The 15048-nt window shown below is 44.3% G+C and carries 14 protein-coding genes; 6 read left to right on the forward strand and 8 right to left on the reverse strand.

Annotated features, from left to right (window positions below):
* The first annotated feature begins 45 nt into the window (after nt 1-45).
* Both QUA42_RS02870 and ccmS read left to right on the forward strand, forming a co-directional pair.
* A complete protein-coding gene (locus QUA42_RS02870; RefSeq protein ID WP_333134949.1) occupies nt 46-1842 on the forward strand; it encodes an ABC transporter ATP-binding protein in 1797 nt (598 codons plus the stop codon).
* 169 nt (nt 1843-2011) lie between these two features.
* Nucleotides 2012-2443 carry a beta-carboxysome assembly chaperone CcmS gene (gene ccmS / locus QUA42_RS02875; RefSeq protein WP_333134951.1) on the forward strand — a complete coding sequence of 144 codons (432 nt, stop codon included), beginning with the start codon at nt 2012-2014 and terminating at the stop codon, nt 2441-2443.
* 306 nt (nt 2444-2749) lie between these two features.
* Here the strand turns inward: ccmS and QUA42_RS02880 are convergent, their stop codons facing one another.
* The 3 genes from QUA42_RS02880 to QUA42_RS02890 all read right to left on the reverse strand — a co-directional run bounded on the left by QUA42_RS02880 (nt 2750) and on the right by QUA42_RS02890 (nt 5210).
* The gene (locus QUA42_RS02880; protein ID WP_333134953.1) at nt 2750-3685 is read right to left on the reverse strand and encodes a fused MFS/spermidine synthase; all 936 of its coding nucleotides are present in this window, start codon (nt 3683-3685) and stop codon (nt 2750-2752) included.
* Nucleotides 3686-3872: 187 nt separating this feature from the next.
* Nucleotides 3873-4472 (reverse strand): adenylate/guanylate cyclase domain-containing protein, encoded by a 600-nt coding sequence (locus QUA42_RS02885; protein WP_333134955.1) that lies wholly within the window; start codon nt 4470-4472, stop codon nt 3873-3875.
* 6 nt (nt 4473-4478) lie between these two features.
* Nucleotides 4479-5210, reverse strand: coding sequence for a response regulator (locus QUA42_RS02890; protein ID WP_333134957.1), 732 nt, complete (start codon nt 5208-5210; stop codon nt 4479-4481).
* 325 nt (nt 5211-5535) lie between these two features.
* On the opposite strand from QUA42_RS02890, the gene QUA42_RS02895 reads away from it, so the two are divergent.
* Complete coding sequence (locus QUA42_RS02895; RefSeq protein ID WP_333134959.1) at nt 5536-5901, forward strand: hypothetical protein; 366 nt, start codon at nt 5536-5538, stop codon at nt 5899-5901.
* 152 nt (nt 5902-6053) lie between these two features.
* Here QUA42_RS02895 and QUA42_RS02900 read toward each other — a convergent pair whose 3' ends face one another.
* The 4 genes from QUA42_RS02900 to QUA42_RS02915 form a co-directional block, all read right to left on the reverse strand.
* A complete protein-coding gene (locus tag QUA42_RS02900) occupies nt 6054-7142 on the reverse strand; it encodes an ABC transporter substrate-binding protein (RefSeq protein ID WP_333134961.1) in 1089 nt (362 codons plus the stop codon).
* A gap of 226 nt (nt 7143-7368) precedes the next feature.
* The gene (locus QUA42_RS02905; protein WP_333134963.1) at nt 7369-8154 is read right to left on the reverse strand and encodes an ABC transporter ATP-binding protein; all 786 of its coding nucleotides are present in this window, start codon (nt 8152-8154) and stop codon (nt 7369-7371) included.
* On the reverse strand, nt 8145-8399 hold the full coding sequence (locus QUA42_RS02910; protein ID WP_333134965.1) for a hypothetical protein: 255 nt from the start codon (nt 8397-8399) through the stop codon (nt 8145-8147). The genes QUA42_RS02905 and QUA42_RS02910 overlap by 10 nt, the downstream gene beginning before the upstream one ends.
* Nucleotides 8365-9363, reverse strand: coding sequence for an iron ABC transporter permease (locus tag QUA42_RS02915; RefSeq protein ID WP_333134967.1), 999 nt, complete (start codon nt 9361-9363; stop codon nt 8365-8367). The genes QUA42_RS02910 and QUA42_RS02915 overlap by 35 nt, the downstream gene beginning before the upstream one ends.
* 196 nt (nt 9364-9559) lie before the next feature.
* Here QUA42_RS02915 and QUA42_RS02920 point away from each other — a divergent pair, with 196 nt between their 5' ends.
* From QUA42_RS02920 to QUA42_RS02930, 3 genes are all read left to right on the forward strand, one after another.
* Nucleotides 9560-10006 (forward strand): SufE family protein, encoded by a 447-nt coding sequence (locus tag QUA42_RS02920; RefSeq protein WP_190661405.1) that lies wholly within the window; start codon nt 9560-9562, stop codon nt 10004-10006.
* A 14-nt stretch (nt 10007-10020) separates the two neighbouring features.
* Entirely contained in the window at nt 10021-10926 is a 906-nt protein-coding gene (locus QUA42_RS02925; RefSeq protein ID WP_333134969.1) for an alpha/beta hydrolase, read from the forward strand.
* Nucleotides 10927-10994: 68 nt separating this feature from the next.
* Nucleotides 10995-11951, forward strand: a complete 957-nt coding sequence (locus tag QUA42_RS02930; protein ID WP_333134971.1) for a DUF6282 family protein — start codon at nt 10995-10997, stop codon at nt 11949-11951.
* 107 nt (nt 11952-12058) lie between these two features.
* Here QUA42_RS02930 and QUA42_RS02935 read toward each other — a convergent pair whose 3' ends face one another.
* On the reverse strand, nt 12059-14914 hold the full coding sequence (locus tag QUA42_RS02935) for a right-handed parallel beta-helix repeat-containing protein (protein WP_333134973.1): 2856 nt from the start codon (nt 14912-14914) through the stop codon (nt 12059-12061).
* Nucleotides 14915-15048: the final 134 nt, after the last annotated feature.

Here is a 15048-nt window from a genome sequence, read left to right on the forward strand (position 1 = left end):
TACTAATTTTTAATTCTCTGCCCTATTTCCGATGCCCCATGCCCTATGAATGATTTTCAAGCATCACCAAATCCATCAAAACCTGTCCATCCTCTAAAGCGGCTGCTGAAGTACGGGCGTCGCTACCGCCTGAAAGCTTGGCTGGCAAGTATCTGTTCGCTGCTGAATAAATTCTTCGATTTAGCGCCGCCAGCATTAATCGGTATTGCCGTTGATGTGGTGGTGAAACAGCAAGATTCTATCCTTGCTCAGTGGGGCATAAAAGATGTCTTTTGGCAACTGGCAATTATCACTCTTTTGAGCGGGGTTGTTTGGACGCTGGAATCTCTTTTTGAATATGCCTATGATTATTTGTGGCGCAATTTGGCTCAGGATATAGAACACGATTTGCGTTTGGAAGCTTACAGCCATTTGCAGGAATTAGAATTAGCTTATTTTGAAGAGCGCAGCACGGGCGGTTTGATTTCTATTCTCAATGATGATATCAATCAGCTAGAACGTTTTTTGGACGACGGTGCTAATGAGGTGATTCAGGTAATGACAACGGTTGTTGTGATTGGGGCGGCTTTTTTTGCTGCCTCTCCTGGTGTTGCTGGGCTGTCAATGCTGCCGATACCTTTTATTATTTGGGGTTCGATCGCCTTTCAAAATCGCCTCGCTCCTCTGTATGCTGATGTGCGGGAAAAGGTGAGTTTTCTGAACGGGCAACTGTCGAATAATTTGATGGGAATTACTACTATTAAAAGTTTTACTTCCGAAGATTATGAAATTCAGCGCATCGAAACACAAAGCCAAGCTTACCGCGAAAGCAACCGACGGGCGATCGTACTTTCGGCAGCTTTTATTCCGCTGATTCGGGTTGTGATTTTCTTGGGGTTTATTGCAACGCTATTTCTGGGCGGTTTGGAGGTGGTGGCGGGCAGGTTGTCTGTGGGAACTTACAGCGTTTTGGTGTTTTTGACCCAGCGGTTGCTGTGGCCGCTGACTCGCCTGGGAGATACTCTGGATCAATACCAGCGGGCAATGGCTTCTACTAATCGGGTGATGAATTTGTTGGATACTCCGATCGCAATTCGCACCGGTGATATTCGGCGGCCGGTTAGTTCGATTAAGGGTGAGTTGGAATTTAAAAATGTTACCTTTTCTTACAATCAAAGAAAGCCGATTTTGCAGTATTTTTCCCTGACTCTGCCGGCGGGGAAAACTACTGCGATTGTTGGCGCGACTGGTTCGGGAAAAAGTACGCTGGTGAAACTAATTTTGAGGCTGTACGAGGTACAGTACGGCAATATTTATCTCGACGGTATAGAATTGAATAACCTGAATTTAAAAGATTTGCGGAGAGCGATCGGATTGGTTAGTCAAGATGTGTTTTTGTTTCACGGTACGGTGGCAGAAAATATTGCTTACGGCAGTTTTGAGGCAACTAATCTAGAGATAGTAAATGCTGCTAAAATTGCAGAAGCGCACGAGTTTATCGCCCAATTGCCGGACGGTTACAACACTATTGTAGGGGAACGCGGTCAAAAATTGTCGGGGGGGCAGCGGCAGCGAATTGCAATTGCGCGGGCTGTTTTGAAGAATCCGCCGATTTTGATTCTTGACGAAGCTACTTCAGCGGTGGATAACGAGACTGAGGCGGCAATTCAGCGATCGCTCGAACGAATTACCAAAAATCGCACTACAATTGCGATCGCCCACCGTCTTTCTACTGTCCGCAATGCCGATTGCATTTGTGTCATGGAAGAGGGGCTGGTGGTAGAATCGGGGCAGCACGAACAACTGATCGAACAGGACGGAATTTATGCGGCGCTCTGGCGCGTGCAATCTGGTATAAGATAGAAACGCAGCGGTTTTGGGTAATTGGGAATTGCTAATTTGTAATTGGGGAGGGGCCATTGGGCATGGGTAACTAATGACAACAGTCAACACCCAACAACCAACAGCCAACAGCCAACTGCTAACTGACAACTGACTGCCAAATATTAGTTTATACAAACAAGAAGAGAAAATGTTTCTATTTGATAGCCCTGAGTCCAAACCCAACGAAAATAGCTGGAGCCGCAAATTAGATAAATTCGTGAAAGCTAATCAAAATGAATTGGCTGCTTTGGCTTGGGGGCTATTTCTGGAAAGGGGAGAAGAAAGCGAGGAGATTTTGGCAATTGATGTTGCAGAAACTGCGCGTTTTGTGTATTGTAAGAAAGAAGCGGTTGAGGAGTTGAACCGTCAAGTGAGAAGTCATATTCAGGAAGTTGTAGGTGTGTTGAATGCTCACAAGCCTGAGACAGAAGTGGCGATTTTGGCGATCGGCGAAGGTCAAATCAAGTTAATTTTTTTTGAACCTAAGCCTGAACCTCCTGTTTGTTTTGAGGAAGCCGGAACAGATGTTGATACATTGTTGGCTAAGCTGGAACAGCAGATGGTTGAATATATGAAATAGGAGTTATATCAAATCCGGTGGCATCGGAATTGATACTCCTTACAGTCAGGAGACGATGCGGTGCCGTTTTGCGAAAATAAATCGGGCAATGGTTATATCTATTATCGAGGAAGATTGATTATGTTGGGGTAGGGAAAGGGCAATGCCGTGTCCTCAGTTTCCCTATTGTCGATGGTTATATCCGATCGCACTCTGAGCGCAATTTCATCCCACAGTCTCTTTCAATCCCTTGGTGAGATCAACTGCGTATCAGCAACAGGCAAGATGCCTGTTCCACAAAGAGTAAACCGGGACTTATTATAGATATCAAAATAACCAGCAATCAAAATAACCAGCGGGCGGCGAATCGTCATGAAAAATTTGAGCTTTGTCTAAAGTAGGTACGGCCTCTGCCAATTCTCTACCTACTTTTATCTCAAGCGCCCTGTCTGTTAATGGAAAGGAAAATTGATGGCTATCTTGCAAATATTTTGCCTTGGCAACAATCTCATCTTTCTCCAAAATCTTGCTGTTGCTACCAATCAAAATGCTATTACTTTCCTGGCAAACACACACGCACACCTGAGAAAACACACTTTGAAAAGTTGTGATTTTTTCGGCATAAAACTCATCTCTGTGCAGCAGATTTGCTAGTACAACTCCCTCGCTTGACAAGTGTTTTTCGCAGATTTTATAAAATTCTTTGGTGGATAGGCGGTGCGGAAAGTAGCCGTTGCCAAAAGCTACGTCGATCATGATGATATCGTACTGAGTATCTGATTTTTGCTGCTCTAAATACTCTCTGCCGTCGTGCATTTTTACAGTTAGCCGATCGTCAAATTGCACTCCAAAACACTTTTTAGCTGCTTCGATCGCGATCGGATCGATGTCCGCGCATTCTATAATAGTGTCCGGCAAATAGTGGTGCAAAACTAAAGGAACTCTGCCGCCGCCAAATCCAGCTATGTAGATTCTTTGAGGTTGGCTTTGCCACACTAAACCCAACATCATCGCCTGAGTATATTCAGACACTAGATGTAAAGGATTGTTGAGATCGAAAATAGATTGCAGTAAATCTGTTTGCCGATTTACTTTTTCTACTAAAGATAGCTTAATGTGCGATCGCTCTTTTGTGACTGCAACATAGTGAACACCAGACTCTTTGCAAAAAATAACTTTGTCTGGCTGTTGCTGCAGCCAAGCCAGCCGCTGTTCAATAGCGGATAAGTTCATAGATTGCCAAGTTTTGTGTTCCTCAATCATCTGATTTTAAATTTTATTTAAATTCGATATTCTCTAAGAATCTAGCCTCATCAACCCGGTTTATACCAAAATGGCTGAGTCGCCCGATATCTGCGAAGAAGCCGGGTTTCTAGTCAAGGCTGGCGCAAGTCATGTTCTCATTTTCCAGCAGGCCAGGGGAACGAGAATACCAGAGAAATTAAGCCGATTACAGCCGCTTGTAGGCTACCAATTCCAAACCTGAAACCGAAAGCTCCACTTTTTGCCAATCTTGCTTGTCACCTTCCAACTTTTCAAAGGCTGCTGAGGTTAGCAAAATCTCTCCCCGTTCCGCCAAATCCTCTCCCAGCTTGGATGCGAGATTAAATTCCGATCCGTACATATCCTCTCCTTCCAGCATCAAAACATCGCCACAGCCAATACCAATACAGAGGTAAATATCCATCTCCGGCGGCAGTGTCGTGTTGACAGCCGCTGTGTGTTTCAAAGACTCCATCGCAGCTTCCACCGCCGATTTTACATCGGGAAAAACTGCAAAAATATTGTCTGCTTCCTCCTTAACTACAGTGCCGCCGTATTCGGAAATTATCGGTTTGACAATTCCGTGCATCCGGTGAATCATTGCCAAAAAATGAATAATTCCGTGGCGGACTGTCGTGCGCGAAAATCCCGACATATCCATTACTAAAATTGCGTAATTTTTGCGAAAAGTGGCATTGATTTTCTCATCAATTTCAGCCATTCTTTCGGGATATTCGTTTCTTTCTTGCAGCAGCTTTTCTAAGTTAGCGCGGTTATTTGTTTTCATTTTTTTTTAATTAAATTCCCAATCTCGACACAGTTCTTGAGGGCGGCCAGCAGGATGCACAGCACAATTGATGCCATCCTTACCGTAATAATAATCGCAGACTTTGCAAGGTTTAGTTTGCTCTAATTTTTGCATCAAAATTGCCCGGATGGTCTGGACTCGGTTGCGATACTTGTTTGCATTCGAGTGACTCGGTTCAATGGCCAAAGCTTGCTCGAAAGCGGCTAAGCTGGAATCGTACAATTTAATAATTTGGGCGCTGTATTTTGTCCAAGCATCGGCATGGCTTTGATACAGTTCGACTGTACTTAAGTTTAAAATTCCGTATTCTGTCCAAGCGTCGGCTGAAGCTCGATCGAACTTAATATTGGCATTAAGCAAAACTTTTTTGATGGTTGCCAAAAGTTCCCTCGGCTGCCAAGGTTTGCTAACATAAGCCTCGGCGCGATCGCCCTGGAACCTCGCAAATAAAGCTAACTGCTGTCCCTTGCCTGTTAAAAATACCACCGGTATGTTCCGAGTTTCGGGATTAGCTTTAATTAAACGACAAACCCCGTAGCCGTCTAGACGGGGCATTATAACATCTAATAATACTAAATCAGGGCAATTTTTCTCAATTTTATCCAGCGCTTCCACACCGTCAGATGCCTGAATTACATTCAATCCGCTGCATCTCAACTGATGTGAAATGCACTCCCGCTGGCTGCGGGAATCTTCCACCACTAAAACTGTACTCATCACGCCCCACCTGGTTTCTGAGGTAAACTTGTTCGCTGCTTCGAGTAACCCTTGCTGAAATCAGTTTACCCGGATTGGATGAATTTGTTATCACTGGCAAGCTAAACTTACTCAAATTGCAACAAATCTTAAAATGGGGAGCCAAGGTGATACTTATCAGAAAATGCTGGTTGCTAATACGCGGAAAATTATTCGATATTTGGGAGGCAAATATTCGGCTTTTAAGCCTTAATAACGGCAAATCGTACTGATATCGGACGAAAACCTTGTTGAATTGCCACAGATAATCGGCTACTGTATACGTTAAAGTTCTTAAGGACGACAAATGAATAGATTGCTCCTCACTTTATTGGTAAGTCCAACGCTGTTTGGATCTGTGATGTCTTTAAGCGCGATCGCAAATCCCGCTCAAATTGGCGAAACACCAAGCCAATCGGCTGATTCGCCTCAATGCGTGCGATCGCCCCACACTCAGCGCATGACTTGCGTGCGCCTCCCAGCCAAAGCTACTGCTGCTAATTCTAAAGTAAGAATCAGTTGGCAGCGGCCGGGTGACGAACAGGTAGCAATGCTGGATTTTACGGAAGAAGAAAGTGATGCGGCGGCGGCGCTGTTTGGCTGCGACTGCCAGGCGTGTATTAACTCGCTGCGGCAGTTGCGCGGTTTGCCACCTCTGGATCTAGCTTCTTGAGGGCTATCCGACAGCATAGGAAGTCAGGGTTAAAAACCAGGTTTCCGATCGCTGCGCGCTTTTGAGTGCTTTTAGCTTTCTCACATTTAGAGAAATTGTAGTCAATTTGTTGCAGGATTTCTAGAGTTTTTTTATCTCTCAAAATCGGGGCTCTACTTTTTAGCTAGAACTTGTTTAAGTTGAGAAGTTGCTTGCTCAATTTTTTCGATACTACCTGGGTTGACCAATCCGTAGTAGTCAAAAACGTAAACTCGATTATTTTTTGTGGCTGTTAGTTGATTCCAAAATGAATCAGATTTAAATTGGTCTAAAATTCCTTCTCCCCGATCGACTACAATGATAACTTCAGGATTAGCCTCTAAAACCTTTTCCGCTGAAAGCGTGACGTAGCCTTGCATAGGGCTATCTCCTTGCAATTGGGCTGCGACATTTTTCACGTTAAACTTACCCAGCAAATCTCCAGCCCAACTGCTTTGATTCGGCGATAAAATCGGTTGTCTGCTTACCAAAACTAAAGTGGCGGGGCTTTGATTCGGGATGTCTGCTAAAAATGTTTGGTAGCGTTTTAAAAGAGGTTCAGGATTCGTATTGAGGGACTTAGCTAAAGTGGTTGTTAACTCTTCTAGCGATTTCCAGCTATCAACTTGAGTTAGTAAAGTTTTAATTCCAAGCTGCTGCAATTTTTGCATTGTTTGGTCGTGAAATCCCGACGCACCTACCACCAAATCCGGTTTCAATGCAATGATTTTTTCCAAATTAGGAGGGGTGCGTTCGGCAGTGACTGCGGTAATCCCTGTAAATTTGGGGTTGCTGCTGACTAATGCGCTGCCGGGAATTCCTACAAGTTTGGTTTTGTCCAGTTGATGGATAATATCGGCGGTTAAAGGTGTTAAAGCTACAACTTTTTGTGCTGATTCGCTGTTAGTTGTTTGTGGTTGATTTGCTGGCGAACCAGCAGTAGTTGATTGCTGAATTTGGGGTGAAGTGGCGGCGGAGCAAGCGGTAAATGCTAAACTAAGCAACAGGATAGCGGTACGATAAAAAAAAGTTTTGTACATAGTTTTGGCTGGAGTTACAGCGAGTTTAGACCAGGTTGAGACAGAATTGACGGGAAGTTCGATCGCACTCAGAAATGATTGTTGACTGTTGACTGTTTGGACATTTGAACAATACCGCTGCAACCGGAAACGCTTAGACGGGAAGTTCGATCGCACTTTAGCGCTTAATGATTTAAATATCAATAGTTTACGGTAGATTTTGTATAAAAATCCGCTTTTATTGCCTGAATGCGGATTTTTTAAGTATCTCTTAAGTTTTATTCGACCCTTTGGAATCAAGATTAGGCAATAGCTTAAAGCCTTTGCCACTCAGATAGAACAGCGGATGGTGGCAATAAGTTAATTGAAATAATTATAAAGAAATTGAGAACTTAGTGCGAGCGCCAGACTTATACTTAGTATAAATATATTAAGTCTGGAGAGTAGGAGCGATCGCACAAATCTGCAAGCCTACGGAAGTTTCTAAAATGATAGCTTTTACGCCAAAAGTCTTAGCTAAATTATCAGGAGTTAAAACTTGTGCGGGAGTTCCTACACAAAACAGTTCCCCTTTGTTTAACATAGCAATTCGCGAACTGTACCTAGCAGCTAAATTAATTTCATGCAGCACCGTAATAATCGTCAATTTGTGTTCTATATTTAGTTTATTAAGCAAATCTAACAATTGCAACTGATAGCAAATGTCTAAATAAGTAGTAGGTTCATCTAATAGCAAAACTTGCGGGTTTTGAGCCAAAGCTAAGGCGAGGAAAGCGCGCTGCCGTTCGCCTCCTGAGAGTTGTTCAACAGGGCGATCGCGAAATTCCTCAATCCCAGTTTGACTGATAGCAACCTCAACCTTTTCCGCATCTTCCTTGCTCAATTCCCACTGCCACCAACCCTGATGAGGAGAACGCCCCAAACTAACTAATTGCCTTACCGTCAAACCTTCCGGTACTGTTTGCTGCTGTGGCAAAATCGCTAATTTTTGAGCGACAACAGCCGCAGGTTGAGTATGAATTGCTTTGCCATCAAGCAACACGCTTCCTTGCTGCGGAGTTAGGATGCGGCTAACTAACTTCAAGAAAGTAGACTTACCAGAACCGTTGGCACCGATGAGACTCAACCACTCACCAGGTTGTAAAGATAAAGTGATGTTGTGGGCGATCGCAACTTCGCCGTAACCACCAGTTAAATTTTGAATTTCTAAAGACATGATATTTTGTTATTGGTTATTGGTAATCGGTAATCGGTAATTAATTTTGCGTCTTCCTTCTTCCCTCGGACTTCTTCCCTCGGACTTCTTCCCTCGGACTTCTTCCCTCGGACTTCTTCCCTCGGACTTCTTCCTTCTTCCCTCGGACTTCTTCCTTCTTCCCTCGGACTTCTTCCTTCTTCCTTCTTCCTTCTTCCTTCTTCCTTCTTTTTAAGAACTAGAACGCCGATAAAGCAGCCAGACAAACAGCGGAGAACCCAACAAAGCCGTAACCGTACCCACAGGCAATTCTACGGCACCCAAACGAGCCAAAAAATCAGCAAAAGTCAACACCCAAGCACCGCCGATCGCACTCAGCGGCAACACAAACCGATAATCATTACCAACCAACAAACGCACACCGTGAGGCACAACCAATCCCACAAAACCAATCAATCCGCCGATGCTGACAGCACTCGCAGCTAGCAAAGTAGCAACACCCCCAATCAATAAGCGCGATCGTACCAGCGAAACCCCCAAACCAACAGCTAAATCGTCGCCCAAAGCCAGCAAATTTATCGCTCGCCCTAAGAAACATCCTAGCAGCAAAGCAGTCAAAATATAAGGTGCAGCCACCTGCAAATCCGACCAACCGCGACCGTTCAAACTACCGATCAACCAATTCAAAGCAGCTTGCAAGCGGCTGTCTTCAGCTAACAGCAGCAGTGTAGTTTGTATTGCCCCAAACAGAGAACTCACAGCCACACCAGCTAAAACCAAACGTTCCACAGAAATCCCGGTTTTAGTTTTTCCTAAAAAGTAGACCAGCATTGAAGTTAAAATAGCACCTATCCAAGCCGCCAAAGGCACCCAAGTTTGAAAGATTCCCAAAGTCAGCATGGTAATCGCAACCAACCCCGCACCAGCCGAAATTCCTAATACAAAAGGATCGGCTAAACCGTTGCGGAGCAAACCTTGCAGCAAAGCCCCCGACATTCCTAAAGCCGCACCAACCGTCAGTGCTGCCGCCACTCTGGGCAAACGCAATTCCCAGAAAATAGTCTGATTGACAGCATCACCTTGGTGCAGAAATGCTTGCCACAATTGAGCGGCACTCATGGATACCGCACCAAAAGAAAGCGAAAGGGCGATGGTTAATAGCAAACCCAATCCTAAGAACACAACGGCCTGAAAAACTCGATATTCTAGCCAGATTTTTTGCAGATTCACTACATTACACCACAATCTTGATTAACAGCACTAAATCCCATATTTCCTCTGTTTTGAATGCTCGAACTCGTTAACTACAATAACAATAACCGATTCACCTGAAGACGGCTTCAGTGGGAGCACAGGAGCAGGCGATCGCACCCGCCACCAAAATTAAATGTATAATATTAACGAAGTAAACCGCTACCAGTGAATCATGTCCGCAAACACCGCGCTACCCCCAGCCCTAGCTAAAATCGTCCAGCGCTTTCAGCGACATTCCGATCCCAAACAGCGCTACGAACAACTGCTGTGGTATGCCAAAAGACTCCCAGCATTTCCCGAAAGCGACAAACTGCCGGAAAACAAAGTTTCTGGCTGCGCGTCGCAAGTTTATGTTACTGCAAATTTGGCAGACGGAAAAGTTTTGTATCAAGGCGATTCAGACGCTCAGTTAGTTAAAGGATTAGTTGGCTTGCTGGTGGAAGGTTTGAGCGGATTAACGCCTGCTGAAATTGTCACAATTACCCCAGATTTTATTCAAGACACGGGGTTGAATGTGAGTCTGACACCTTCCCGCGCTAACGGATTTTACAACATCTTTCAAATGATGAAAAATAAGGCACTTGCTTGTGAATTGAGCAAGCAAGCCGAAGCCAATTAAAAGAATAAACAGCCATGACTCAAACTACAAATTTAACAAAATCAGGTTCTGGCAACTATCCCGCCGCAGTTCAAGAATATATCTGGAATTGGGAAAAAACGCAAATCAAAGTTATTTACGAAACCAGAGGAGACGGAAATCCTGTATTGCTGCTGCCGGCTTTCAGTACGGTTTCGACGCGAGAAGAAATGCGTCCTTTAGCAGAATTGTTAGCTCCTAAATTTCAAGTGGTGAGCTTAGATTGGCCGGGTTTTGGCGACTCGGATCGGCCGCGAACCGACTATCAACCGCAATTATACCATCAATTTCTCAAGGATTTTGTGGAGGCAATTGTTAATAGTCCGGTTGCTGTAGTTGCTGCTGGTCACGCTGCGGGTTATGTGATGCAATTAGCGCAATCACAGCCGAATGTTTGGTCAAAGATTGTCTTAGCTGCGCCGACTTGGCGCGGGCCTTTGCCGACGATGAGCAAACAGCAAAGCGGGTGGCATGGAATCGTGAGAGAATTAGTACGATCGCCCTTACTGGGACAATTCCTATACAAACTCAACACTGCACCGTCATTCCTCAGTTTGATGTACCGCCGCCACGTCTATGTTGATGCAGCTAAAGTCACGCCCGATTTCATCCAAAGCAAATGGCAAGTGACGCAAAAACCCGGTGCTCGATACGGTTCCGCTGCCTTTGTGACTGGTGGTTTAGATACGGCAAAAGTGCGATCGGAATTTACAGATAAATTTCAACAATTAGCCGTGCCGGTGATGGTTGTAATTGCTGAAAATGCGCCGCCCAAATCAAAGGCTGAAATGGAAGCATTAACGGAATTACCGAGTGTTGAATCGCGAGTTATTCCCGGTTCTTTGGGTATGCACGAAGAGAATGCAGAAGCTTTGGCAAATGCGATTCAATCTTTTATTTGAGAGAATTAAGAGGGAATGAACCGCAGAGGGCGCAGAGAACGCAGAGGGGAGAAGGGAAGAGGGGAGGAATGCAAGCTGTTTTTTTTACGTTAGTTTGGATGGTTTGCTATTGGTTTTGTCTGCCAGTTTATGCTGTCGGAGATTCGCCGATGGTCAATTTGCCAAAGAGTACGATCGAAGGTGCGATCGACTTTCACATTCATTCTTCTCCTGATGTGATTCCTCGCAGGTTGGATGATTTTGAAGTAGCGAAATTAGCTGCTAGTGCGAAGATGAAAGCTGTTGTATTGAAAAATCATTATGCCAGCACCGCAGCGCGGGCAGTTTTGGTGAATAAAATAGTACCAGAAATCGAAGTTTTTGGGGGAGTTGTTCTCAATCATTCCGTAGGTGGCATTAATCCCGACGCTGTAGATGCAATGCACCGCATCGGTGGCAAATACGGTAAAGTAGTGTGGCTGCCAACGGTTGATGCTGAGCATCACTTGCAGGTTTTTAACAAGTCGGGAATTGGGATTAAAGCTGCGGAAAATGGCAGGGTTTTACCGGAAACAGCAGCGGTGTTGAAGATGGTAGCCAAAGAGAATTTGATATTGGAAACCGGTCATATTTCCTCAGAAGAAGTGATGGCAGTTGTGGGTGAAGCCAACCTGCTCAATATTAAAAACATCCTGATTACCCATGCAATGGCGGATGTACCCGGTTTGTCCCTAGAAAATATGCAAATAGCCGCCGCAGCCGGAGCTTTCTTAGAACTCGCATTTGTGAACGATTTGATGGGAGAAAATGCCGCTGATGAGGCACACAAAAACTGGCATCAAGTTTCTATTACTAAGATGGCAGCAGCCATTAAACTAATCGGAGCCGAGCATTTTGTTATGAGTACAGATTTGGGAAGAAAACCCGATCCTTTGCCGGCGGAAGGTTACAAATTATTTGTGGAAAAATTGATAAATGAAGGCATTTCTCCGCACGAAATTAATTTAATGACGAAACACAATCCAGCTCGATTGTTAGGCATTTAGAATTGGTAATTGGGTATTGGCAATCGGGGATTGGGAATCGCTAATTGGGAATTCTCTTCGCTCTTTTCTCTTCCTTCTTCCTTCTTCCCTCTTCCCTCTTCCTTCTTCTATTCTTGATTGCCTTTACCCTTCAAGTATCCGTTATCTGCAATGCGCCAAGCACCCCCAGCATTGCCCGTTAAATCGCAATCTTCCACGGTAGCAATGCCATCTCTGTAAACGGCGATCGCCTCACCTTCATTACCATTAATCCGACACCGGCGCACGATCAATTTTCCTCCCAATCCGACACCTATTCCCAAACTGCCGTTGTCAAAAATACTGCAATCTTCAACCGTTGCTTTCCCATTATCCGATATAAAAATTCCGTTCCATACCCCATCATGAATTTGACTGCGGCGGAGGATAGAATTTGCATCAGGGCCGCAAATTCCCACCACAGAATAGTCCGCAGAAGTGATATCGCTGTCTTCTACGATTAACTCGCCTTTGCGAATATCTACAGCGTAATATTGCCCCGTCGCGCTCAGCGTTAAACCCCGCACTAAAGCAGTATCAGTTGCCATTTTAATGCAGTTTGAGTTGATACTTTCAACCACAATGCGATCGACTTCTCCGCTGCCGATAATTTCAACCGCTTTGTCGAGAATTAGACTTTCGCGGTAAACGCCTGGATGCACGTCAATGCGCGTGCCCGGTGCTGCATTTTTCAGCGCTTCGCTAATAGTAGTATAATCGCCTTGACCCTGCTGAGAAACAACAAATTTTTGACTCTTCAAAACTTTCGGTTCAGAAGTAGATGCTTCAATTTGCCCTGACTTCGAGTCAAAATGCTCAGATTGTCGATCGCCCGCTTCGGAAAGTTGCGGTGTTAGCTGCAAGCGTTCTTCATAAACTGTCTCTAGTTGGTGTTCTAACTCGGATACTTGAGATTGAAGTTGAGCTTGATTCTGGTTGGCTATCTCGATTTGACTTTGAGTTTCCGAGAGTTGAGAATAAAGGTGCGATCGTTCTCTGTTAGCAGTTTCTAGCTGAGATGCCAATTCAGAGCGAGTTTGACGCACACTTTCTAACTGACTTTCTAAGTCGGATACTTGAGATTGAAGTTGAGTTTGATTTTGATTAGCTGTTTCGATTTGACTTTGGAATTCCGAGAGTTGAGAAGTGAGCTGAGATGCCAATTCAGAGCGAGTTTCACGCACACTCTCTAGCTGAGCTTCTAAATCGGATACTTGAGATTGAAGTTGAGCTTGATTCTGATTGGCTGTGTCGATTTGACTTTGGAATTCCGAGATTTGAGAAGTGTGCTGAGATTCCAATTCAGAGCGAGTTTGACGCACACTCTCTAACTGATGTTCTAAGTCCGATACTTGAGATTGAAGTTGAGTTTGATTCTGATTGGCTGTCTCGGCTTGATTTTGAATTTCCGAGAGTTGAGAATAAAGTTGGGAGCGTTCCGTGTTAGCTGTTTCTAACTGAACTTCTAATTCAGAGCGAGTTTGACGCAGGCTATTTAGCTGATTTTCTAAGTCCGATACTTGAGATTGAAGTTGAGTTTGGTTCTGATTAGCCGTCTCGATTTGACTTTGGAATTGCGAGATTTGAGCAGTGAGCTGAGATTCCAATTCAGAGCGATTCTGACGCACACTTTCTAACTGGTGTTCTAACTCCAAAATTTGAGATTGAAGTTGATTTTGATTCTGGTGGGCTGTCTCGGCTTGACTTTGAATTTCCGAGAGTTGAGCATAAAGTTGCGAGCGTTCTGTGTTAGCTGTTTCTAGCTGAGATTCTAATTCAGAGCGAGTTTGACGCACACTATCTAGCTGAGATTCTAAGTCGGATACTTGAGATTGAAGTTGAGTTTCACTCTGGTTGGTTGTCTCGATTTGACGTTGCAATTCCGACAGTTGAGAATAAAGGTGCGATCGTTCTGTGTGAGCAGTTTCTAATTGAGCTTGCAGTTCTGATAACTGAGACTGGAGTTGCGAGCTATCTCCCTCCTTGCCATGTATCTGAGACTCCAATTCTGACAACTCAGACAGCAGTCTTTCTCGCTCTACAACAACCATTTCCGATTGAAGTTGTACTTCATGAACTTGAGAGTTTAACTGCATATTCTCCAGATTAGCTGCTTCTAACTGTCTTTGCAGTTCTAATAATTCAAATGGAGGTTGCTTTGCTTGTTGGCGAGCGGTTTGCAATTGAGAGTTGAGTATTTCGCGTTCTTGCTCTGCACTATCCAATTGAGCTTGGATATCTGACAATTCCGAAGTAAATTGCGATCGCTCTTCTTCGACTAATTGCAGTTGAGTTTGCAAACCCGAAAGTTGAGACTGAAGATGCTGCCGCTCTTCAATGGAGCGATCGAACTTAATTTGAATTTCCGACAATTGGTACTGTACCTGCAATCTGCTTTGGCTAGCCGTTTCCAACTGACTCTCAAATTCAGACAGCAGAGCGTGAAATTGAGAACGTTCTGCATCCACCGTCTCTAACTCTGCTTGCATTTCCAGCAATTGAGCGTTAAGTTGCGATCGCTCCTGCTCCGCAACTTCTAACTGCTCTTTCAGTTCTGCCACTTCTGCTAACTGGGACTCAGCTTGTTGAGCATTTTCTAGCTGAAACTGCAAATCAGCAATCAGAGCATCAATTTGCGATCGATCTTGGGCAATTCCTGCCAAAAATTCTTCCATTTCCGACACTTGATTTTTTAAAATATCTTGCTCGCGAGTCACAGCCTCAAACCGACTTTGCAACTGAGATAATTCAGAATTTAACTTATTTTCATTCTGAACCTTTTGCCGCAATTCCGAATTTCGGGCATCCAACTGAGCCGCCAAATTCGATATAGCCTCCTGCGAACCCTTCATCCGCACCAAATTGCGTGAATTTCGCTTATTCAAAATTAGCCAGCAGACTAATGCCCCGCCTCCAAATCCTATAAATAAAAGTAATGCTTGCATTTGTTTTATCTAATTAATATAAATTGAGTGACTTTGATGCTGACAGAAAAATGGACACCTACAAATCGCTATCTTAGTCAAAGCTATCACAACTTGCCAGCCTGTGTTCACTTGGCTCAACAATTTATATTTCT

The organism is Microcoleus sp. Pol11C2, assembly GCF_036701505.1.
Classification (GTDB): domain Bacteria; phylum Cyanobacteriota; class Cyanobacteriia; order Cyanobacteriales; family Microcoleaceae; genus Microcoleus.